The 20,475-nt window shown below is 65.3% G+C and carries 14 protein-coding genes; 7 read left to right on the forward strand and 7 right to left on the reverse strand.

Annotated elements, in window-relative coordinates:
* Nucleotides 1-11 precede the first annotated feature (11 nt).
* The 5 genes from AB843_RS03685 to AB843_RS03705 form a co-directional block, all read right to left on the reverse strand.
* Nucleotides 12-1,541: an ABC transporter substrate-binding protein gene (locus AB843_RS03685; RefSeq protein ID WP_048645433.1), complete on the reverse strand. Its 1,530-nt coding sequence runs from the start codon at nt 1,539-1,541 to the stop codon at nt 12-14.
* Between the two features lie 79 nt (nt 1,542-1,620).
* The gene (locus tag AB843_RS03690; protein WP_048645434.1) at nt 1,621-3,213 is read right to left on the reverse strand and encodes a serine hydrolase domain-containing protein; all 1,593 of its coding nucleotides are present in this window, start codon (nt 3,211-3,213) and stop codon (nt 1,621-1,623) included.
* 82 nt (nt 3,214-3,295) lie between these two features.
* Entirely contained in the window at nt 3,296-4,837 is a 1,542-nt protein-coding gene (locus AB843_RS03695) for an ABC transporter substrate-binding protein (protein ID WP_048645435.1), read from the reverse strand.
* 217 nt (nt 4,838-5,054) lie between these two features.
* Nucleotides 5,055-6,977, reverse strand: coding sequence for a beta-N-acetylhexosaminidase (locus tag AB843_RS03700; protein ID WP_048645436.1), 1,923 nt, complete (start codon nt 6,975-6,977; stop codon nt 5,055-5,057).
* A gap of 42 nt (nt 6,978-7,019) precedes the next feature.
* A complete protein-coding gene (locus tag AB843_RS03705; protein WP_048645437.1) occupies nt 7,020-10,388 on the reverse strand; it encodes a response regulator in 3,369 nt (1,122 codons plus the stop codon).
* A gap of 260 nt (nt 10,389-10,648) precedes the next feature.
* On the opposite strand from AB843_RS03705, the gene AB843_RS03710 reads away from it, so the two are divergent.
* The 7 genes from AB843_RS03710 (at nt 10,649) to hisD (ending at nt 17,956) form a co-directional block, all read left to right on the forward strand.
* Nucleotides 10,649-12,307: an ABC transporter substrate-binding protein gene (locus AB843_RS03710; RefSeq protein WP_048645438.1), complete on the forward strand. Its 1,659-nt coding sequence runs from the start codon at nt 10,649-10,651 to the stop codon at nt 12,305-12,307.
* Nucleotides 12,308-12,470: 163 nt separating this feature from the next.
* Entirely contained in the window at nt 12,471-13,448 is a 978-nt protein-coding gene (locus tag AB843_RS03715; RefSeq protein WP_048645439.1) for an ABC transporter permease, read from the forward strand.
* A complete protein-coding gene (locus AB843_RS03720) occupies nt 13,448-14,356 on the forward strand; it encodes an ABC transporter permease (protein ID WP_048645440.1) in 909 nt (302 codons plus the stop codon). Before AB843_RS03715 ends, AB843_RS03720 begins: the two co-directional genes overlap by 1 nt.
* Nucleotides 14,353-15,156, forward strand: coding sequence for an ABC transporter ATP-binding protein (locus AB843_RS03725; RefSeq protein WP_048645441.1), 804 nt, complete (start codon nt 14,353-14,355; stop codon nt 15,154-15,156). The genes AB843_RS03720 and AB843_RS03725 overlap by 4 nt, the downstream gene beginning before the upstream one ends.
* Complete coding sequence (locus AB843_RS03730) at nt 15,153-16,082, forward strand: ABC transporter ATP-binding protein (RefSeq protein ID WP_048645442.1); 930 nt, start codon at nt 15,153-15,155, stop codon at nt 16,080-16,082. Before AB843_RS03725 ends, AB843_RS03730 begins: the two co-directional genes overlap by 4 nt.
* Nucleotides 16,075-16,530 carry a GNAT family N-acetyltransferase gene (locus tag AB843_RS03735; RefSeq protein WP_048645443.1) on the forward strand — a complete coding sequence of 152 codons (456 nt, stop codon included), beginning with the start codon at nt 16,075-16,077 and terminating at the stop codon, nt 16,528-16,530. The genes AB843_RS03730 and AB843_RS03735 overlap by 8 nt, the downstream gene beginning before the upstream one ends.
* Nucleotides 16,531-16,624: 94 nt before the next feature.
* Entirely contained in the window at nt 16,625-17,956 is a 1,332-nt protein-coding gene (gene hisD, locus AB843_RS03740) for a histidinol dehydrogenase (RefSeq protein ID WP_048645444.1), read from the forward strand.
* 26 nt (nt 17,957-17,982) lie between these two features.
* On the opposite strand, the gene AB843_RS03745 is transcribed toward hisD, so the two are convergent.
* Nucleotides 17,983-19,182, reverse strand: coding sequence for an MFS transporter (locus AB843_RS03745; protein WP_048645445.1), 1,200 nt, complete (start codon nt 19,180-19,182; stop codon nt 17,983-17,985).
* 258 nt (nt 19,183-19,440) lie between these two features.
* Nucleotides 19,441-20,313: a LysR family transcriptional regulator gene (locus tag AB843_RS03755; protein ID WP_048645447.1), complete on the reverse strand. Its 873-nt coding sequence runs from the start codon at nt 20,311-20,313 to the stop codon at nt 19,441-19,443.
* Nucleotides 20,314-20,475: the final 162 nt, after the last annotated feature.

The following is a 20,475-nucleotide window of genomic DNA, read 5'->3' on the forward strand; positions in this document are numbered from 1 at the left end:
AGCGCCCCGCATCACTTCTCCAGCCAGGCGTTCCAGAAATACGGCCAGGGCGCTGGGCGCATGCCTTTCAGCTTGGGCGACTGCGCGCCGACGGCGTTGAAATTGCCGACCTTGTAGGCAGGCACCTCGTCGTAGATCGCTTTCTGCACATCGGCCCAAAGCGCTGCGCGCTTCTCGGGATCGGCTTCCGAGTTGAAGGCGGCAAGCACCTTGTGCTTGTTGTCGGAGACCCACCAGCCGGGCGAGGAGTCCGACATGATGCCGGTCAGCGACGGCTCGGGCAGGAACGGCGAATGGGTGATGTAGATGTCCCACAGCGCCGGGTCCGTGCGGCGCTGGGTGAGCGTCGCCCATTCGACCACGTCGAGCTGTACGTCGAAGCCGGCCGCCTTCAGGTATTCGGCCGCCACCTGCGCCATGGTGTAGTGGAACTCATACTGGCGCGAGGTGAGGATGCGCAGCGGCGAGCCGTCATAGCTGGACTCTTTCAGCAGCGCCCTGGCGGCGTCCGTGTCGCCGTTCGGCTTGTAGGGCTCGGTGCCGGCCTCCGTGTGCCAGACATAGCCGTCCGGATACATGGCGCCGTCGGCGGTGAAGAAATCCGCCGTGCCGAAGGCGGCAAGCAGCATGTCCTGCGGCGCGAGTGCCGCCTGGATCGCCTTGCGCACCTTGACGTCGGAATTGACGCCTTCCTTGGTGTTCATGACGAACACCGGCCAGCCGAAGGGCGCCAGCATCACCGGCTCGGTGCGGCCGTCGACGATGCGCTGGTGGGATTCGACGGGAATGGAATCGATGTAGTCGAACTGGCCGGCGACGGCGCCCTCGACGCGCGTGTTGGGATCGGGCACCGGCGTGAAGACGATCCCGTCGGCATATTGCATGCGCGCGCCACCATAGCCGTTCGGCTCGCCGTCGCGGCTCTTGTAACCGTCGAAGCGGACGAGGTCGATATACTGGTCGGGCTTGCGCTCCTGCATCTTATACGGGCCGGTGCCGATCGGCTCCTTGATTTCCGCTTCGCCGGCAACCTCCGACGGCAGGACGATGGCCGCCGAGTTGTTGAGCGACAGCAGCGAGACGAGCGGCGCATACGGCTCGGTCAGCGTGACGCGCACGGTGTGGTCGTCGACGGCTTCTACGCTGGCGATGCGCTCGGCGGTCTGCTTGCCGCGCGTGGCGATCTTCATCCAGCGGTCGAGCGAGGCGACCACGTCTTCCGCCGTCATGTCGGAGCCGTCATGGAAGGTGACGCCCTGGCGCAACGGGATCGTGTAGACGAGCCCGTCGTCGGAGACCTGCGGCATCTCGGCGGCAAGCAGCGGCGTCACCGCCCAGTTGGCGTCGAACGTGTAGAGCGTCTCGAACATGTGCTGCGTGATGATGCCGACCAGGTCGGCGGTGGACGTCATGGGGTCGAGCGTCGGCGGCTCGCCGATGGTCGCCACCTTGATGACGCCGCCCTTTTCCTGGGCGAGCGCCGGGGCCGTCAGGCTCAGCGCAGCCGCGCCGAGCACGAGGGCAATCTTGAAACGATGCATGACTTCTCCTCTCTTGGTTGTTCCTTTATTATGTAATTTAGTTTGTTATAAAAGAATGGTACGCGAAGGGAGAGATATGTCAAGCGCCGGCGGCCTCGGCGGCCGGCAGAACGAGGTTTCGGGTGCGGTCGCTGTTGATGACCAATCGGTCCTTGTCGATGCGCACGGTGAACAGCCAGGGCAGCACCCACGGGGCGAAGCGCCATTGGTCATGCGTGTCGCTGTCGGCGGGATGCACGGTGAACAGCGTGCCGTCGCGATGCTGCAGCCGCAAAAGGCTGGCGTCGTCGGTGGATTGCAGGCGCAGGCGCCATTCGTCACCAAAGCGGCTCAGCGTCGCCGAGAGCCCCTCCGTCTCGGAGGTATAGAAGGCACCCTCCTGAAGAGCCGGGGCCGTGCCGGGTTCGGCCGGGCGGAAAGCGGTCTCGCGGGCGAAGTGCTCGGTAACGATCGCACCGCGCTCGCCGGCGGAAAGCTGGAACGGCGGCAAGGACGATTGCGGCACCCAGCGGCCTTCCGGGCTTTCGACCAGCGGCGCGGTGCCCATGCCGGTGGTCAGGGATTGCCGGTCGTCGCCCGCCTCGATGATGAACAAGCCGTCGCCGTCCGCCTGACGATACGTGCCGGCGCGCAACGGGGCCGGATGCGTGGCGTTCTTGGCGCCTTTGGCGCCGAGGACATGTGCGGCGATCTTTTCCATCATCACCACGGGCGAGAAGTCATCGTGGTTCGACAGGATGGAAATGGCGAGGTCGCTTTCGGGAAAGCGCAGCGAAAGGGAGCGCGAACCGGAGATCCAGCCGCCATGCCCGACGCAGCGATGCCCGCCGGAAAACCCGCTCATCAACCCGAAGCCATAGGGTGACGGCACGCCGTTGATCGTCGCGCCGGAAGCCTCCATGCGGGCGATCAGGGCCGGATCGCAGATCGTCGGCCGGGCGAGATGGCGCAGCCAGCGCAGCATGTCGTCGCCGGTCGAGACAAGCCCGCCTTCGCCGCCGATGGCGATGCCCCAGGCGGCGCGCAGCCAGCCGCCGTCCGGCCCGCGGCGATGATGCACGGCCAGCCGCGGCAGGATGGCGTCGTCGCGCACCATCAGGCGCGTGTCTTCCATGCCGAGCGGTTCGGTCAGGCGCTCGGCCAGCAGGCTGTCGAAGCTCTGGCCCGAGGCCGCCTCGAGGATCTCGGTCAGGAGGAGGAAATTCGTGTTGCTGTAGAGCAGGTCCGTGCCGGGCGCGAAATTGAGCGCCGCGCTGCGGCTTGCCGTACGCCGGGCGAAATCGCGCGAGGACGGCGCGGTGATCGGCGTGCCGCCGATGATCATCATGTCGAGAATGTCGCGCAGGCCGCTGGTGTTGTTGGCCAGATGCCGGATCGTCACGCGGGTGCCGTAGTCCGGCAGATAGCCGAGATGGTCGCGGATGTCGTCGTCGAGCGCCAGCAGGCCTTCCTCTTCCAGCATCAGCATCAGCAGCGTGGTGAACTGCTTGCTCTGCGAGGCGATGCGCGTGACGGAACGGAAATCCATCGGGATGCCGTGGGCCAGATCGGCCATGCCGTAGGCGCCGCGATGCAGGTCCTCGTCGCCACGGGCGACCGCGACGATCATGCCGGGGGACTGTGCGCTGTCCCACTCGGAGAAAAGCCCGTCGATATAGGTCGAAATGCTCATGCCGCGTCCGTTCGCCTCGTGCCGATAATCGGGAAAGCGCGAAGCCGCCGCTGCGACGGCTTCGCCAGAGTTATGTCGCTCGTTACTGTTTTTCGTTCAGGGAAACGTTCCAGAACGCCGGCCACGGGCTTGGCCGGAAGCCTTCGAGCGCCGGCGACTTGGCCGACAGCGAGGCGAAGTCGCCGACCTTGACGATGGGCGCCTGCTCGAAGATGAGCTTCTGCAGCTCTTCCCAATGCGCCTTGCGCTCTTCCGGCACGCTGGTGCTGGTGAAGGCGGTCAGCGCCTTTTCCTTCTCGGGCGTGTCCCACCAGCCGCCGGCCGATTTCGACAGGATGAAGTTCAGCGCCGGCTCGGGCAGGAACGGGCTGTGGGTGATGAAGATTTCCCAGAGCTCCGGCTTCTTGTTGCGCTGGACGAGCGTTGCCCAGTCGACCACCTGCATGTCCACCTTGAAGCCGGCCTGTTCCAGATAGGCCTGGGCGACCAGCGCCATCTTGTAGTGGAACTCGTACTGCCGCGAGGTGAGGATGCGCAGCGGCTTGCCATCATAGCCGGCGGCCGCGAGAAGCTCCTTCGCCTTGTCCAGGTTGGCCTGGTTGTAGAGCTCGACGCCGGCCTCGGTGCGCCAGGCATAGTTGGCCGGGTACATCGGCCCGTCGACGGCGTAGAACTTGGTGTCGCCGAAGGCCGCCGCAAGCATGTCGCTGGTGCTCAGCGCGGCCTGCAGGGCCTGGCGCACCCGCATGTCGCTGAGCACGCCTTCCTTGGTGTTCATGACGAAGATCGGCCAGCCGAAATGCTCGAGCAGGACCGGTTCGCTCTTTTCAGTCGTGAGGCGGTCGTAGGATTCGACCGGCAGCGTGTCGACGAAATCGAACTGGCCGGCGATGGCACCTTCGGTGCGGGTGTTGATGTCCGGCACGGGAACGAAACGGATCTCGTCGAGATAAGCGTGCCGCGCACCGCCGAAGCCGGAGGGATCCTCGTCGCGCATGACGTAGTCGTCGAAGCGCACGAGCTGGATATACTGGTCGGGCTTGTGCTCCTTCAGCATGTAGGGACCTGTGCCGACGAACGTGGCGAGCGGTGTTGCCGCCCCGTCCGGAATGGTTTCCTCCGGGATGACGATGGCGGCCGAGTTGTTGAACGCCAGCAGCGACAGGAGCGGCGAATAAGGTTCTTTCAGGGTGATCTTGACGGTTCTCGCGTCGACCGCCTCGATCGCCTCTACATTGGCGGCGACCTGCTTGCCGCGCGCGGCGACTTCCAGCCAGCGCTTCAGCGAGGCGACCACATCGCTGGAGGTCATCGCCGACCCGTCGTGGAAGGCGATGTTCTCGCGCAGCTCGATCGTGTAGGTTCTGGCGTCGTCGGAGATCGTCGGCAGCGACGCAGCCAGCAGCGGCGTGAGGTTCCAGTCCGCGTCGAAGGTGAACAGCGTTTCGAAGATGTGCTGCGAGATCATGCCGACAATGTCGGTCGAGCTGACCATGGCGTCGAGCGTCGGCGGTTCGCCGATGGTCGCGACGTCGATGACCCCGCCCTTCTCCTGAGCCGACGCGGCGGGCGTGAGCCCCAGCACCGCTGCGCCGACGAGAAAGGCAAACGTTGATGGACGCATTATTTGTCCTCTTTTCGTAATTATGGAATAAGATTTACAATTAAAGAATAACAATGTGCTTGTCCGCACTTGTCAAGCAACCAGCGGTAAGGGGCGCAACAGGCAAAGCGGGGGCGGCCGGCCGCTCCCGTTGGGCAGGTTCTGGAGATGCTGGGCGCCGCCCTGGACGGGCCGTGGGAACGGCGCTTCTTTTCGGGCCGGCCGAAGCCCGTGTTTGTCAGCTCTTGGCGGAGACCGGCATCAGATCCTGGATGGCGAGAAACCGGTCGAAGTCCTTCCGCTCCGGGGCGCACCAGGCGCCTTCGGCCATGGCGGAAAGACGCGGATAGGCGAGATGGGCGAACAAGCCGGGCATGGCGAGATTCTCCGACCAGAGGCAGGATTGTACACCGGCAAGTTGTGTCTTCAGCGCCTCCGGCCAGTCGCCGCCGGGATCGTAGTCATACGTGTCGCGCAGCCGCACCGTGCCGGCCCAGCTCGCCCCGGGCTCCCACCAATCGGTCGAGCGGGCGATGTCGAAATAGTAGTGCTGGGCCGGCGTCAGCACGACTTGATATCCCTGTGCGGCAAGGGCCCGGCCGGCGCGCGATTCCTTCCACGCCATCAGCAGAACGCCGTCGATCTCCAACCCACCGCCCAGCGCCGCTTCCTCCCAGGCTGCGGTGTTGCGGCCGCGTTCGCGCAGCATGGCCTGGACGCGTTTCAGGAAATACGACTGCAGCGAAAAGGTCTCGGCCTTGCCGAACAGCTTCTCCCCCAGCACCGCCGCCATCGGCGAGCCGAGCCAGGCGCCATCGGCAACCTCGTCGGCGCCGACATGGATGTGGCGGGCGGGGAACAGTTCGACCAGCCGGTCGAACACGGCGGCGAGGAAGTCCCAGGTGGCCTCGATCGCCGGATTGAGCGCGTTGTTGGGAAAATACTGTATCGAGCGGTAGATCCCGGTCTCGCCGGAATCGCGCAATTCCGGCAGCGCTTCCAGCACGCAGTGGCAATGGCCGGGGACGTCGATTTCCGGAATGATCTCGATGCCCAGTGCGGCGCCGTGGGCAACCAGGGCGTGGATGTCGTCGCCCGTGTAGTATCCACCGGTCCGCCCTGCCGGCGCGCCGAGCAGCGGCGGCAGGATTTCACCGATGCCGCGAAAGGCGGCCTTCTCCGTCAGCGCCGGAAACCCGGGAATCTCCAGCCGCCACGCCTCGTCGTCGTTCAGATGCATGTGAAAGCGATTGAGCTTGTTCCAGGCAAGGCAGTCGAGGAAGTCGACAATGTCCTGCATGGCGTAGAACTGCCGCGCCACATCGAGATGCGCGCCGCGCCAGCCAAAGCGCGGCCCGTCATCGACCGTGCCGGTTTCCGGCAGAACGAATTCGCCGGGCCTGAGCCGCGCCCCGCGCAGCATCTGCCCGAGCGTGATGAAGCCGTGACGAAAGCCGTCCTCGTCACCGGCGCTCAGCATGATCGCCTTGGCGGTGAAGACGATGCGGTAGGCGCCCTCATGCAAGGCTGGATCGTTGCTGGCCGACACCGCGTGGCCTTCTCCATGGCAAAACAGCGGCTCGTCCCTGGTGAACAGGCGCGCCGCCAGCGCCCGCACGGCGGAAAACGCCTTCTGGGCGGCGAGCGATGCATCCGCCGCGATGACCAGCGGCAAGGCCGGATCGCGAACGCCGCCGACATCCGCCTGCAGCACCGCGGGAATGACGGCAAGCGGCGCGGCGCCGGCGGGCAGCGCATGCCGTTCGATCTCCTCCCAGCGCGGGGCGCCAGCCTTGTGGTTGCAGGTCATCGGCTCCAGCGCCACCGGTGCGATCGACCCGTCGGCCAGGATCAGGAAGGCGCTTTTCAGCCCATCCGTGTAGTGGCGCAGCACATGGCTCAGCCGGTCGGCGCGAATGACCCAGCGTTGGCCGGGCATGAGCTGCTCGCCCTTGGGCTGGGCGAAGACATGGTAGTTCGATAACTGCCCTGACAGCGTCGCCCCCTCGATGCGGCATTCGGGGTGGATGCGAAACAGCGAGGTGGTGGCGAGCCTGGCGCCGCTCAGCGGCGCGGAACCGGCATTTTCCAGCGCCAGTTCGATGATGCCGTCCTGTGCGTTCCAGTCGGAATACAGGCGGCAAGCGTCATTGATGGACATGATGGTGCTCCTCCCGGGAAGAAAATTTCATGAAGTCAGATGTCAGGACGCCGTGTCATGCGGCTGGTCCTGTCGCTGCCTGGGCGCCGCCGTCAGGCGCAGATGCTCGCGCAGCCGGGCGAGATCGGCGGCGAGCCTCGCTGCAATCTGTCCGGTTTCCCCGTCGTCCCCGCCGGCCTGGCCGCGCGCAAGGGCGAATTCCGCCGAACGGATCACGTCGCGCCAGCGCGGATTGAGCGGCAGGGTCTCGATCAGCAGATACTTGTCGAGCGTGCGGGTTTGCAGCGACGTCTTGTCGAGGCTGACACGCCAGATGCCGCTTTCCTCGGCGAACGCGATGCGGTCCTGGCCGCTCTTGCGTCGCCACAGGTTGAGGCTGCCGGCCATCACCTGAACGATCAGCGCCCGATAGGCGTCGTCCGCTGCCGCCGGCGGGGCTGCCTCGCCGCGCTCCTCCGGCGCCATGATCGGCAGGGCGCTGTCGATCGCGCCGCGCACCGAGACGAGCAGGCTTTCGGCTTCCAGAGAGGCATCGCTCAACACCAGCGCCATGCCGGAGCCTGCCTCAGGCTCCAGTTCGAAGGCGTTGATGCTGAATTCGTGCCCGGCCAGATGCAGTGTGGCGCTGCTTTCGCCATCGGCACGGCACTGGCCATCGAGCAGCGCGACGATATCGGCAGGCAACAGCGCGGCAAGCGGTGTCGCACGGTCGAGCGGTCTTCCGAAGATCGTCTCCGCCGCGCGGTTCGCATAGGTGACGACGTTCTTGTCGTTGACACAGACGAGGCCGGCTTCCAGCGCGTCGAGCAGGCGGGCCATGCGCCGCTGCGAAAGCCGCAGCGCGTCCTCCACCTGGATGCGCCGGTCGACCTCGTCGCGCAAGGCGAGGTTTTCTTCCGCCCGGCTGCGCGCGCGACTGGCCTCGATCAGCGTCGAGATGCGGGTGAGCAGCTCGTCCTTGACGAACGGCTTGACCACATAGTCGTTGGCACCGGCCTCGAAGCCGGCGATCATGTCGCGCGTGCGGCTGCGGGCGGTCACCATGATGATCGGCAGGTCGATCAGCGAATGCTGGCGGCGCAGCGCCCGCGCCACCTCCAGCCCGGACAGGTCGTTCATCATCACGTCGAGGACGAGGAGGTCGGGCTTGTGCTCGCGCACCGCCTCGATGCCGGCGCGGCCGTTGTCGGCGGTGATCACGCGATAGCCCTGCGGCAGCAGCACGTTGCGCAGCACCTGCAGGTTGATCGGCTCGTCATCGACCACGACGATGGTCGGCGCGTCCGTGCCGCAATCCGCAGGCGCCGGGGTTTCGAAGGCGTCGAGCGGATTGATGGTCTGGTGCAGGCCGCCCGGATATTTGCTCCGCGCCTGATCTGCCGCGTCGGCGCCGGCTGCCGGCAGGCGCAGGACGAAGCGCGAACCCTGTCCGACTTCGCTCGTGGCCGTCAGCGTGCCGCCGAGCAGGGCGGCGAGGTTGCGGGCGATGGCCAGGCCGAGCCCTGTGCCGCTCTTCTTCTGCGTAATGTCGACATTGTCGGCCTGCTCGAGCGGCTGGAAGATGCGCTCCAGGTTGTCGGGCGAGATGCCCCGCCCGGTGTCCTCGACCGCCACCGCCACCGCGTCGCCGTCCTGCCAGGCCGTGACGTGTATGTGCCCGTCATCGACATATTTGATGGCGTTGCCGATCAGATTGTAGAGGATCTGCTCGAAGCGCACCGGGTCGGCCACCACCGGCGGTGTGCCATCGGGAACGTCGACCCGCAGGCTGACGGGCTCGCCCGAAAGCAGCGGTTCGGAAAGCAGCAGCACCTGGCGCACGCCGGTGGCCACGTTGACGGCCTGGATGTCGAGCCGCATCCGGCCCTGGCGAATGCGGTAAAGGTCGAGCAGATCGTCCACCAGCCGCGACAGGCGGCGCGCCGAGAAGGTGATGAGCTGCAGCTGGTTGCGCTGCGCCGGGGCGATGTCGCCCGCCACCCCCGCCGACAGGGTTTCGGCAATGCCGATAATGCCGTTGAGCGGCGTGCGCAGCTCATGCGAGGTGTTGGCCAGGAACTGGTCCTTCATCCGGTCGGCCTGTTCGAGCGCCACGTTCTTTTCGGCGATCTGGCTGATGTGCTCTTCCAGCTCGCGGTTCTTCTGGCTGATCAGCTTCACCTGCTCGCGCAGCGCGTCGCGCATGCGCGCCACCGCCTGGGAGAGGCGGGCGAATTCCGTCGGCTGGTCGAACTGCGGCAGCCGCATGTCGAGCGCCCCGGCCGCCACCGCTTCCGCCGCGTCGGCGACCGATTTCAGGGGTCGCGTCTGTGAACGTGCCAGAAAAAGCGAGAGGAGCAGGATCACCGGCAGCGCCAGCGCGCCGACGGTGAGAATGACGCCGCGCAGGCGCGCGCTGGCGGCAAACGCCGTGGCGGCATCCGCATCGACCGTAAGCAGCCAGTCGGCGTCCGGCAGGGCCAGATGCGTCCAGGCCGACAGCGCCGGCGCACCCAGGAGGCCGGTTTCGAGCATCGTCACGGCGTTTGGCGTTTCCATCGCTGCGGGAATCGCCGCCCGACTGCCCGGTGGCAGCGCAGCCTTCGCCGATGAGGCGATCACCGCACCGCGAGAGGAAACCAGGCTGAGCGTGCCGTTGACGCCCTCATGCCCGCCGATCAGGGCGCCGAGTTTTTCCGCCGGCAGGCGCAAAATCGCCGCGCCGCTGGAGCGCTGGTACAGGTTCACGCGGGCGACGAAGTACGCGGTGAAGCGGCCGGTTCGCGTGTCGCGCGAGAAATCATGGAAGACGATGCCGGTCTCGTCAGGCGCGGCGCGCAATGCAGCCAGTGCGCGCGCCAGGGTGGAATCCTCCTGCGGCAGGAGGCGGCCGAGATAGTCGTCCTTCAACATCGAGTAGACGATCCGCCCGCGCGCGTTGACAAGATAGACATTGTCGAATTCCGAACTCTCGACGAAAGTCCGGTATTCCTCGTGGAACTGGTTGTGCGCATTGGCATAGGCGAGCGCCTCGCGCAGGAAGCGGTCGTAATTCGGCGGGTCGGGATGCTCGAGAGCGCCATCGCCGACGCCGAACAGCCGGCGCAACTGCGCCGCCGCATGCGCCTCGCCCGGCGCCATCTGGCCCATCGCATAGCTGAAACCGTAGAAATCGCCGATCGAATAACGGGCGATGTTGGTCTGGGCGAGGCTTTCCGCCTGGCGTCGGGCAAAGGAGATGTACTGCGTCACCTCGCTCTTCTTGGCGTCGCGCGCGAACGCGATCTTCTCGAACGTCTCCCGCGCGATATTGGCATTAACCAGTGAGAAGAACGCAACAGCGCTGATCGCCAGCGGTATGATCGATACCACCAGCAAAACCGTCAGAAGCCGCGCCTGAAAACCGGCCGGCACCACGCTGCGCCAATGCATGAACCCTCCCGGATCGGCAAGAAAGTGCCGATCAATGAGGGCCAAGCTAGCGAAACGGCGAAGTTTCGCCAAGACCGCGCGCCGCCGGATTTGGCGAATGCGACGAAACTGACGAAATTTACGAAATAGACGGTGGCATTAAACTGGTCTGTTCCGCCACACTGGTTCCGTTGTTCGAACGCAGACCCGTTCGGCGGGTGAGGGAGGCGCGGGGCAGCGCGGCGGCGGACGATCCGCCTGATTTCCTGAGGGAGGAAGCAATGAAACATTTCTTGACGGCCGGTCTGATCCTGGCTGCCGGCGTCGTGCAGGCGCCATCGGCGAACGCCGAATCCGTGCTGACGGCGCTGCCGGTGCAGCGCACCGCGTGGATCGAGAACTACAACCCGTTCAACCAGTCGACCAGGCTGCCGTCGGTCAATGATTTCATCTACGAGCCGCTGATCGTCTTCAACACGCTGAAGGGCGGCGAGCCGAACTATCGTCTGGCCACGGCCTATGAATACGCCGACGATCTGAAGAGCCTCACCGTCACCCTGCGCGACGGCGTCACCTGGTCCGATGGCGAGCCCTTCACCACGGGCGACATCGCCTTCAGCCTCGACCTGGTGAAGAAGAACAAGGCACTCGACATCTACGGTCTCGACAAGATCGTCGATTCGGCCGAAATGGTCGACGACAAGACCATCCGCTTCAACCTGTTCGAGGCGAATTCGGGAGCGATCTACCAGATCGTCCGGCTTGCCGTGGTGCCGGAGCATGTCTGGGCGAGCGTCGAGGATCCGGTGACCTTCACCAATCCGAATCCTGTCGGCACCGGCCCGCTGACCGACATTCGCCGCTTCACGCCGCAGGAATACATCCAGTGCCGCAATGAGAAATACTGGGACGCCGAGACGCTGAAGGTCGATTGCATGCGCTTCCCGCAGATCGCCACCAACGACCAGGCGCTGGCGGCTGCCGCGCGCGGTGAACTGGACTGGATGGGTTCGTTCCTGCCCGACATCGAGAAGACCTTCGTCGCCCAGGACCCCGAGCATCACAAATACTGGTTCCCGGCCGGTTCGCTCGTTGCTTTCAACATGAACATGGAGGCGAAGAACGAGGGCAATCGCGAGGCCTTCGCCGATCTCGATTTCCGCCGCGCGGTTTCCATGTCCCTCGACCGCGAGGCGATGGTCGACATCGCCGGCTACGGCTACCCGACCATCAACCAGTACCCCTCGGGTCTCGGCCAGGCTTTCCATTCGTGGAACAACCCCGAGGTCGACGCCGAGTTCGGCAAATACACGCGCTACGACGTCGAAGGCGCCAAGGCGCTGCTCGCCGAGGCCGGCTACAAGGACAGCGACGGCGACGGCCACATCGAGAGCCCGAGCGGCAAGAAGATCGCCTTCAGCATCATCGTGCCGAATGGCTGGACCGACTGGATCAACACGGTGCAGCTCGCCGTCGAGGGCCTGACGGCGATCGGCGTCGAGGCGCAGGTGGCCACGCCCGAGCAGGCGGTGTGGTCGGAAAGCCTGATCAACGGCGACTACGACATGGCGATGAACGCCTATTTCACCGGGATCACGCCGCAATACCACATGGATCTCGGCCTGCATTCGCGCAATCAGGGCAAGACGCGTTTCGGCGCCACACGCTATTACAACGACAAGCTCGACGCGCTTCTCGACGGTTTCTTCAAGACCGCCGATGCCGACGAGCAGCGGCAGATCATGAACGACATCCAGATGGAGATCGGCCGCGACATGCCTTACGTCGCGGTGTTCAACAACCCGCTCTGGTACCAGTACAACACCAAGCGCTTCACCGGTTTCTTCAGCGCCGATAACCCGGTCGCCAAGCCCGTCGTGCATGACGAGACGCCCGAGCGCCTCCTGCATCTGCTCTCCCTGCGGCCCGTCGAAGACTGAACCATTCGGTTTTCAAGGCTGCATCCTCCCCCTCCTCCCCGTCCGCGGGGAGGAGGTCTTCGGGAAGGTTCGGAGCAAGACGACACGTTTGCTGAAGTGCGAACACAAGAAGGCGCCGGCAAGGCTGAAGCCTTGGAAACGGCGCGGTAGATAAGGGGACCCGATGCGCTTCGTTCTGCGCCGGCTGGCGTTCTATCTGGTTGCCTTCCTGGTGGCGGCGACCTTCAATTTCCTGATCCCGCGACTCATGCCCGGCAACCCGGCCGACATCATGCTGGCGCAGGCCCAGGGCACCATTCCGCCCGAAGCGCGCGAGGCGCTGATGGAAACTTTCGGCTTCATCAACGAACCGCTCCACCTGCAATATCTGAAGTATCTCGCCTCCATCTTCACCTGGGATTTCGGCCTCTCGGTCAAATACTATCCGACCCCGGTGATCGATCTCCTGACCCGGGCGCTGCCATGGACGGTGTTCCTGACCGGCACGGCGACATTGCTTGCCTATTCGCTCGGAACGCTGTTCGGCATCCGCGCCGCCTGGCGTCGCGGCGGCCGTTTCGACAGTCTCGTTTCGCCCTTCGCGCTTGCGCTGCAGTCGATCCCCGCCGTGGTGGTGGCGCTGACGGCGCTGTTCGTGTTCGCCGTCTCGCTCAACTGGCTGCCCACCGGCTATGCCTACGACCCGGCGCTGGAGCCGGGGCTCGATGGCGCGTTTCTCTCCTCCACCCTGCTCCACGCCTTGATGCCGGTCCTGTCGCTCGGTCTCGTGCTGGTCGGCGGCTATCTCGTCACCATGCGCAACAACATGATCGGCCAGCTCGGCGAGGACTATGTGCATCTGGCCGAGGCCAAGGGCCTGTCGGATGCGCGCGTGCGCTACAACTATGCCGCCCGCAACGCGCTGCTGCCCTCCATCACCGCCTTCGCCATCAGCCTCGGCTCGGTGTTCGGCGGGTCGCTGATCACGGAAGTGGTGTTCAACTATCCGGGCCTCGGCAATCTGCTCTACACCGGCGTGATCGCCCGCGACTTCCCGCTGATCCAGGGGCAGCTTCTGATCATGACGCTGGCCATGCTGGTGGCCAATTTCGCCGTCGATCTCGCCTATGTGGCGCTCGACCCGCGCCTGCGGAGGGCCTGATGCTCGGCCTCCTCAAGATTTTCCTGCGCAACCGCAAGGCCGCCGCCGGCCTGCTCATCGTCCTGTTCTATGTCACCGTGGCGCTGGCCGCCCCCATCATCACCAGCCATGATCCCAACAAGCGCGTCAGCCGCCCGCACCAGCCGCCGGGCGTCGAATATGTTATGGGCACGACGCGCATGGGACGCGACGTCTATACCCAGCTCGTCTGGGGCACGCGCACCTCGCTGATGGTCGGCATCCTGGCAGGCCTGATCGTCACGCTGATCGGTACCGTGGTCGGGCTGACCGCCGCCTATTACGGCGGGGCGACGGACGAGGCGCTGAACTTCGCCACCAATGTCGTGCTGGTGCTGCCGCAGCTGCCGCTACTGCTGGTGCTGGCTGCCTTTCTCGGTCAGGTCGGGCCGCTGGCCATCGCCGTCATCATCGGGCTCACCTCCTGGGCCTGGGGCGCGCGCGTCACCCGCGCCCAGGCGATGACCTTGAAGAACCGCGAGTTCATCCAGGCTTCGCAGCTCATCGGCGAACCGGTCTGGCGCATGATCCTGGTCGAGATGCTGCCCAACCTCCTGTCGATCATCGGCTTCAACTTCATCGGCAGCGTCATCTTCACCATCATCACCCAGGCGACGCTGGAGTTCCTGGGCCTCGGCGACCCGTTGTCGGTCTCCTGGGGCACCATGCTCTACAACGCCAAGAACGCCTCGGCGATCACCGTCGGGGCCTGGTGGGAAATGGTCGCGCCGTGCGCGGCGATCGTGCTGATCGGCGTCGGCTTGTCGCTGCTCAATTTCGGCGTCGACGAGATTTCCAATCCGCGCCTGCGCACGCTGGGCGCCATCGGCAAGGCGATGAAGCTGCAGAAGAAGCTCGACCGCGAGCGGCTGCTGGAGACAGAGGCATGAGCGCGGCGAAATCCCTCCTGTCGGTGCAGAATCTCTGCGTCGATTATCTGACGCCGGCCGGCAGCTTCCGCGCCGTGCGCAACGTCTCGCTCGACATCGGCCACAACGAGATCATGGGGCTGGCCGGCGAAAGCGGCTGCGGCAAGAGCACCATCGCCTTCTCCCTCATGCGGCTGCATCGGCCGCCGGCCTTCATCAGCGACGGAAAAATCCTGTTCGACGGCGAGGACATTCTGGCCTTTCCGCGCCGCAAGCTCGAAGCCTGGCGCTGGAGCGGCGCGTCGATGGTGTTCCAGAGCGCCATGAATTCGCTCAACCCGGTGCTGACCGTGTTCGAGCAGTTCCGCGACATGCTGGCCCGCCATGAGAAGACGGGCCGCGAGGCGGCGCGTGCCAAGGCGGCGGAGATGATGGCCATGGTCGGCCTGCCCGCCGACCGGCTCGACGCCTTCCCGCATCAGCTTTCCGGCGGCATGCGCCAGCGCGTCGTGCTGGCCATGGCGTTGACCTTGCGGCCGCGCCTGGTCATCATGGACGAACCGACGACTGCGCTGGACGTGGTGGTGCAGCGCGAGATCCTGCAGGAGATCGTCGCGCTGCGCGGGAGGCTCGGCTTCTCGGTGCTGTTCATCACCCATGATCTGGCGCTGATGGCGCAGTTTGCCGACCGCATTGCCATCATGCTGGAAGGGCGCATCGTCGAGGAAGGCGCGGCGGAAAACCTCGTCGCCTTTCCGCGCCACGATTATACGCGCAAGCTGTGGGCCGCCATGCCGCGCATCGGAGGAACCGCCGCATGAGCGCGCCGCTGTTGAGCCTGGAAGGCGTATCCAAGACGTTCCATGTGCGCCCCGTGCTGGGCGCTGTGCGCCGCGTCGAGGCGTTGCGCGATGTCACCTTTTCCATCGAGCCCGGCCGGGCGCTGGCGCTGGTCGGGGAAAGCGGTTCGGGCAAGAGCACCTGCGGCCGGGCGGTCATCCGCCATTTCGAGCCGAGCGCCGGCACGATCCGCTTTCGCGGCGAGGACATCTTTGCCGGCCGCACGCGCAGGGGCGACAGCGCCTATCTGCGCGCGGTGCAGATGGTGTTCCAGGATCCGTTCGCCTCGCTCAACCCGACGCACACGATCCGCCACCATCTGGAGCGGCCCTTGCGCCTGCATGGCGGCACGGACGACCTTGAAGCGCGCCTGCGCAAAACCCTCTCCGATGTCGAGCTCGACCCCGACACGACGCTCGAGAAATTTCCCCACCAGCTTTCCGGCGGCCAGCGCCAGCGGGTCAGCTTCGCCCGCGCTCTTGCCGTCGGCGCGGAGCTGATCGTCGCCGACGAGCCAACCTCCATGCTCGACGTGTCGATCCGCAAATCCGTGCTCGACCTGATGCGGCGTTTGAAGGAGGAACGCAGCATCGCCTTCCTCTACATCACCCACGACATCGCCACGGCGCACTACATTGCCGAGGAGACGGCGGTCATGTTCGCCGGCCAGGTCATGGAGCGCGGGCCGTCCGACGCCGTCATCCGCAATCCGCGCCATGCCTATTCCAAGCTGCTCATCTCCGCCGTGCCCGACCCGGCCCGCCGGTTCGATGCCGAGGCGGACGATGCCCTTGCCTTCACCCGGCAGGCCGATGCCGTGCGGGCCGATGCGGCCCGTCCCATCGCCGGTTACCGCGAAATTGCGCCGGGCCATTTCGTTGCCTATTCGGAGGCCGACAATGCCTGACCTGCTCGTACCGCTTTACAGATTGCCGGCGGAAAGGCCGCGCGACGACGGAATCGCCATTCGCCGCGCCATCGCCCCGGAAATGCACGTGGTCTGCGACTTTGCCGAGCGGCATTTCAGCCGCAACTGGGCGAGCGAATGCGCCGTCGCTTTCGCCGCGCAGCCGCCCGGCGTCCTGGTTGCCGTCGAAGAGGGGCAACTGCTCGGGTTTGCCTGCTACGATGCGACGGCGAAGGGCTTCTTCGGCCCGACCGGCGTCGCTGAGGAAGCGCGCGGCCGTGGCGTCGGCGTCGGCCTTCTGATGGCGGCGCTCCACGCCATGCGGCAGGCGGGCTACGCCTATGCGGTGATCGGTGGCGCCGGCCCCGTCGACTTCTACAAGCGGCAATGCGGGGCGATCGAGATTCCCGGCTCCGACCCTGGCATCTATGGCGGCATGCTGCGCTGATTGGCCCGCCCGCGCGCCTTCTCCGGGGCTATGCCTCGCGCAAAAATGATTTATACGTGCCAGCGAAACGCATCCTGGAAACTGGTGGGTGAAGATGTCGAAGCGCGTGGCCTGGCACGAATTGTCGAAACTGTCCGATGCGGAGCGCAAGGTGCTGCTCACGCGCACGGAAGACGATCTCACCCATTTCCTGGAGAATGTCGCGCCGATCATCGAGGCGGTGCGCAAGGAAGGCGATGCGGCGCTGTCGCGCTTTGCCCGCCTGTTCGACAAGGCGCCGGTGGAGGTGAACGAGATCGCCGCCACCGAGGCCGATTTCGATGCGGCGTTCAACAGTCTCGACCCGGAGATGATCGAGACGCTGGAATACTGCGCCGACAACATTCGCCGCTTCCACGAGGCGCAGCGCCCGGAAGAGATGTGGATGAAGGAAATCCGCCCCGGCGTTCTGGTCGGCGAGCGGGCGACCCCCATCGACAGCGTGGCGCTCTATTCGCCGCGCGGCAAGGGCACGTTTCCGTCGATGACGCTGATGACCGCCATTCCCGCCGTCGTCGCCGGCGTGCCGCTGCCCATCGTGCTCACCCCGCCCGGACCCGATGGCAAGGTCGATGCGGCCACTTTGGTTGCCGCGCGCATTGCCGGCATCAGGCACGTCTACAAGGCTGGCGGCGGACAGGCCGTGGCGGCCGCCGCCTATGGCACGGACACCGTGCCGCGCTGCGCGAAATTCGAGGGGCCGGGCAGCCCGTGGATCGCCGCCGCCAAGCGCCTGCTGCAAGGCCAGATCGCCTCGCGCCTGCCGGCCGGCCCGACCGAATGCATCGTCCTTGCCGACGAGACCGCCGATCCGGAAATTGCCGCGCTCGACCTTCTGATCGAGGCGGAACACGGCAGCGACAGTTCCAATTTCCTCGTAACCTGGTCGCGCGATGTGGCCGAGAAGGTGCGCGATGCGCTGCCGAAGTTCTGGGCCGAGATGAGCGCCGTGCGGGTGCGCTATTCGTCGGATGTCCTGGGTGGCACGAGCGGCGGCATCGTGCTTGCCGAAACGCCGGACCAGGCCTTCGACTTCATCAACGACTATGCGCCGGAGCATTTGCAGATCCTGTCGAAGACGCCGTTCGAATATCTGTCGAAGGTGCGCAACGCCTCGGAAATCCTGCTTGGCGAATACGCGCCGGGCTCGATGGCCAACTACGCCATGGGGCCGAACGCCGTGCTGCCCACCTCGGGCATGGCGCGCGCCCACTCGCCGCTCGGCGTCCATGATTTCATGAAGACCTCGTCCATCGCCCACGTGACCGAGAAAGGCTATGCCGAAATGGCCCCGCACACGCTGCGCTTCGCCCGCTATGAGGGGTTCGACGCGCACGGCAATGCGGTGACGCGGCTGAGGAACAACCACGTGGTGAAGGGCGAGTAGGGACCGCCCGAAATCGACGCAAGATCCTACACCTTTACGTCCTCCCAGGTCGAAATCGTTCTCAACTCGCTGAAGGCGGCCGAAAGAAACGACACGCCGAACAGCCCGACGACGATCCACAATCCGGCTTCAGGCGAAAGATAACTGCCGATCGCACCGCCGACGAATGCGCCCAGCGGGCGAATTCCGTAGATGGCCGTCTGGATGACGGCGTTCACCCGACCGAGCATCGCCTCGGGCGTGGCAAGCTGGCGAACCGTGTTCTGCGTCACGAGCCACATGGACGGGCCAAAGCCCATCAGGAAGAAGGCTGCATGGAGCAGGGGTTCCGCCGCTTCTTGCCGAACGATCAGAAGCAGTGCGGAGGCTCCGACGGATGATCCCGGGCCAAACAGCAGAACGATGCTCGGCGACACGGTGGCGGGCAGGCGCGCCACGACCCAGGTTCCCAGGATGGCGGCGAGGCCGAAGGCGGCCATCAGGCGGGCAAAGATCGCCGGGTCTGCGCGGTAGACCTTGACGATCAACGGCACCATGAGCACCAGCAGGATGGCGAAGGCCAGGTTCCAGAAAACGGCGCACAGCGAGATCGGGCGCAGTATCCCGCTGCCCACGACATAGGCCCCGCCCTTGACCAGCCGCGAAACGATGGGTTCGCGATCCGCCCGCGGACGCTGAAACCTTGGCAATCCCCTGACAGAGGCCAATGCCAGGGCCGAGCATTCCGTCGCCACCCAGAACACCATCTCGGACGTCTGGAGGCTCAGCACGACGCCGAGGCCGAGCGGCACCAGAAAGGAGGCGATCGAGCGTGGCAGCGACAATTGGGCGTTGGCCCTCGATAGACCCGGCCTGTCGGTGAGCTTGGGAAGGATGGACAGGCTGACGAGGCCGAAGAGGACGATGCCGAAACCGGCGATGGCGATGGAGACACCGAACAGAAGCACATTGCCGGCGCCGATGGCCAGCGCCGCCGCCGCGAAACCGATCAGCGACAGGATCGCCGACGCGATGACCATGGTGCGAAGCTGCAAATTGTCGACCAGCAGCCCGAACGGCAGCGAACCGACGAGATGGGCCATCGATTGGCACGCAACGAGGACGCCGATCGTTGCCGTCGATGCGTCAAAGACGACCGCGGCGATGATCGGCACTGCGACGAGGGCAATCTGGTCGGCGATGTTCATGCCGTATGCCGACAGCACGAGCCTGTTCATGTGGGTCATTGCATGGTCTTCTCTGTGGCCACGCGTACCCTAGGAAGTCGCCGCGCGTGCAAGCCACCCGTTTCTTGCGCAAGACGCCACGGTCGCTGCAGCGTGCGCAAGACCGCAAGACCGCAAACAGCGTCGCACGCTGCTGCGGTACGTTCGGGGACATGAGCGTCGCTTACAATGTCGCCATGGAGGCTGGCGCGCAGGCAATGCGGGGCGCGTTGGAGCGGTTGGTGGACAGAGTGTGAGGACGGACGGCGTGGCGCTCGACTATGTTGCGTCTATCTCTGCCAGGATCCACTGGCGAAAAGCCCGCATGGACGCGGTCTCTGGGCGCGATTTCAAGCGGGTCAGCCAGTAGCTTCCGGCGAACGCCGTGATGTCGAAGGGCTGCACGATGCGGCCTCCGGCGATTTCCCGGGCAAACATTGCCACGGGAACGAGGGCTACGCCCGCCCCTTGCGCCGCCGCTTCCACCACGGCCAGCGACGAATCGAACATCCAGCCGCGCAGGCTTGGCGGATCGATGTTTGCGGCCCTGAACCATAGGGACCATTCGTCGCGGCGGTAGGAACGCAGCAATTCCTCGTCGGCCAGGTCCGCCGGGTTGCGCAGACGCGCGCCAATGGCTGGTGCGCAGACGGGTGAAAGCGGAACGTCCATCAAGTGGGTCACCTCGGTTCCATGCCATGCGCCATCGCCGAACCGGATGAAGAAATCGAGGCCATCGACGAGAATGTCGGCGCGGTTGTTGTTCGTCTTCAGGCGAAAATCCACATAAGGATGCTGCTCCTTGAAGCCTTTCAGGCGGGAGAGGAGCCAGCCGATCGCAAACGTTCCCACCACCCCGACGGTCAGGATCTCGCGGAAATTGCCTTCCTCGAGCTGGCTGAGCGTTGCGCTCATGCGGTGAAACGCGTCGGTGAGCGCCGGCAGCAGGAGGTGGCCTTCATCGGTCAGGGCCAAGCCCCGCGGGAGGCGCTCGAAAAGCGACATCCCCAGGGTCGCTTCCAGAATTCGTACCTGATGGCTGATGGCCGTTTGCGTCACCCGCAGCTCAAGGCCGGCTCGCGTGAAACTGCCGAGCCGTGCAGAAGCTTCGAAAGCGCGCAGGGCGTTGAGCGGGAGTTGTGAAACTTCCATAGGGCCTAATTCTCCTGAGCGCTATGCGCCCGCCGTGACAGAAGGGGTTATCTAAAGGGTCGAGATTTTCTCATGCCTGAGCAAACAAATCATCGTTTGGCGAGGATCGCATTTCCACGTATCCGCATTCTAGCGGCAAATTGCTGCGGGAGGAGGCGAAAA

Source organism: Nitratireductor soli (assembly GCF_001050155.1).
GTDB classification, from domain to species: Bacteria; Pseudomonadota; Alphaproteobacteria; order Rhizobiales; family Rhizobiaceae; genus Nitratireductor; species Nitratireductor soli.

Excerpts from the sequence above, each read along its gene's own strand:
- AB843_RS03705 (WP_048645437.1), bottom strand. The coding sequence starts at position 10,388 with ATGCATTGGCGCAGCGTGGTGCCGGCCGGTTTTCAGGCGCGGCTTCTG.
- AB843_RS03755 (WP_048645447.1), bottom strand. The coding sequence starts at position 20,313 with ATGGAAGTTTCACAACTCCCGCTCAACGCCCTGCGCGCTTTCGAAGCT.
- AB843_RS03685 (WP_048645433.1), bottom strand. The coding sequence starts at position 1,541 with ATGCATCGTTTCAAGATTGCCCTCGTGCTCGGCGCGGCTGCGCTGAGC.
- AB843_RS03695 (WP_048645435.1), bottom strand. The coding sequence starts at position 4,837 with ATGCGTCCATCAACGTTTGCCTTTCTCGTCGGCGCAGCGGTGCTGGGG.
- AB843_RS03735 (WP_048645443.1), top strand. The coding sequence starts at position 16,075 with ATGCCTGACCTGCTCGTACCGCTTTACAGATTGCCGGCGGAAAGGCCG.
- AB843_RS03700 (WP_048645436.1), bottom strand. The coding sequence starts at position 6,977 with ATGTCCATCAATGACGCTTGCCGCCTGTATTCCGACTGGAACGCACAG.
- AB843_RS03710 (WP_048645438.1), top strand. The coding sequence starts at position 10,649 with ATGAAACATTTCTTGACGGCCGGTCTGATCCTGGCTGCCGGCGTCGTG.
- AB843_RS03720 (WP_048645440.1), top strand. The coding sequence starts at position 13,448 with ATGCTCGGCCTCCTCAAGATTTTCCTGCGCAACCGCAAGGCCGCCGCC.
- AB843_RS03730 (WP_048645442.1), top strand. The coding sequence starts at position 15,153 with ATGAGCGCGCCGCTGTTGAGCCTGGAAGGCGTATCCAAGACGTTCCAT.
- AB843_RS03745 (WP_048645445.1), bottom strand. The coding sequence starts at position 19,182 with ATGACCCACATGAACAGGCTCGTGCTGTCGGCATACGGCATGAACATC.
- hisD (WP_048645444.1), top strand. The coding sequence starts at position 16,625 with ATGTCGAAGCGCGTGGCCTGGCACGAATTGTCGAAACTGTCCGATGCG.
- AB843_RS03725 (WP_048645441.1), top strand. The coding sequence starts at position 14,353 with ATGAGCGCGGCGAAATCCCTCCTGTCGGTGCAGAATCTCTGCGTCGAT.
- AB843_RS03690 (WP_048645434.1), bottom strand. The coding sequence starts at position 3,213 with ATGAGCATTTCGACCTATATCGACGGGCTTTTCTCCGAGTGGGACAGC.
- AB843_RS03715 (WP_048645439.1), top strand. The coding sequence starts at position 12,471 with ATGCGCTTCGTTCTGCGCCGGCTGGCGTTCTATCTGGTTGCCTTCCTG.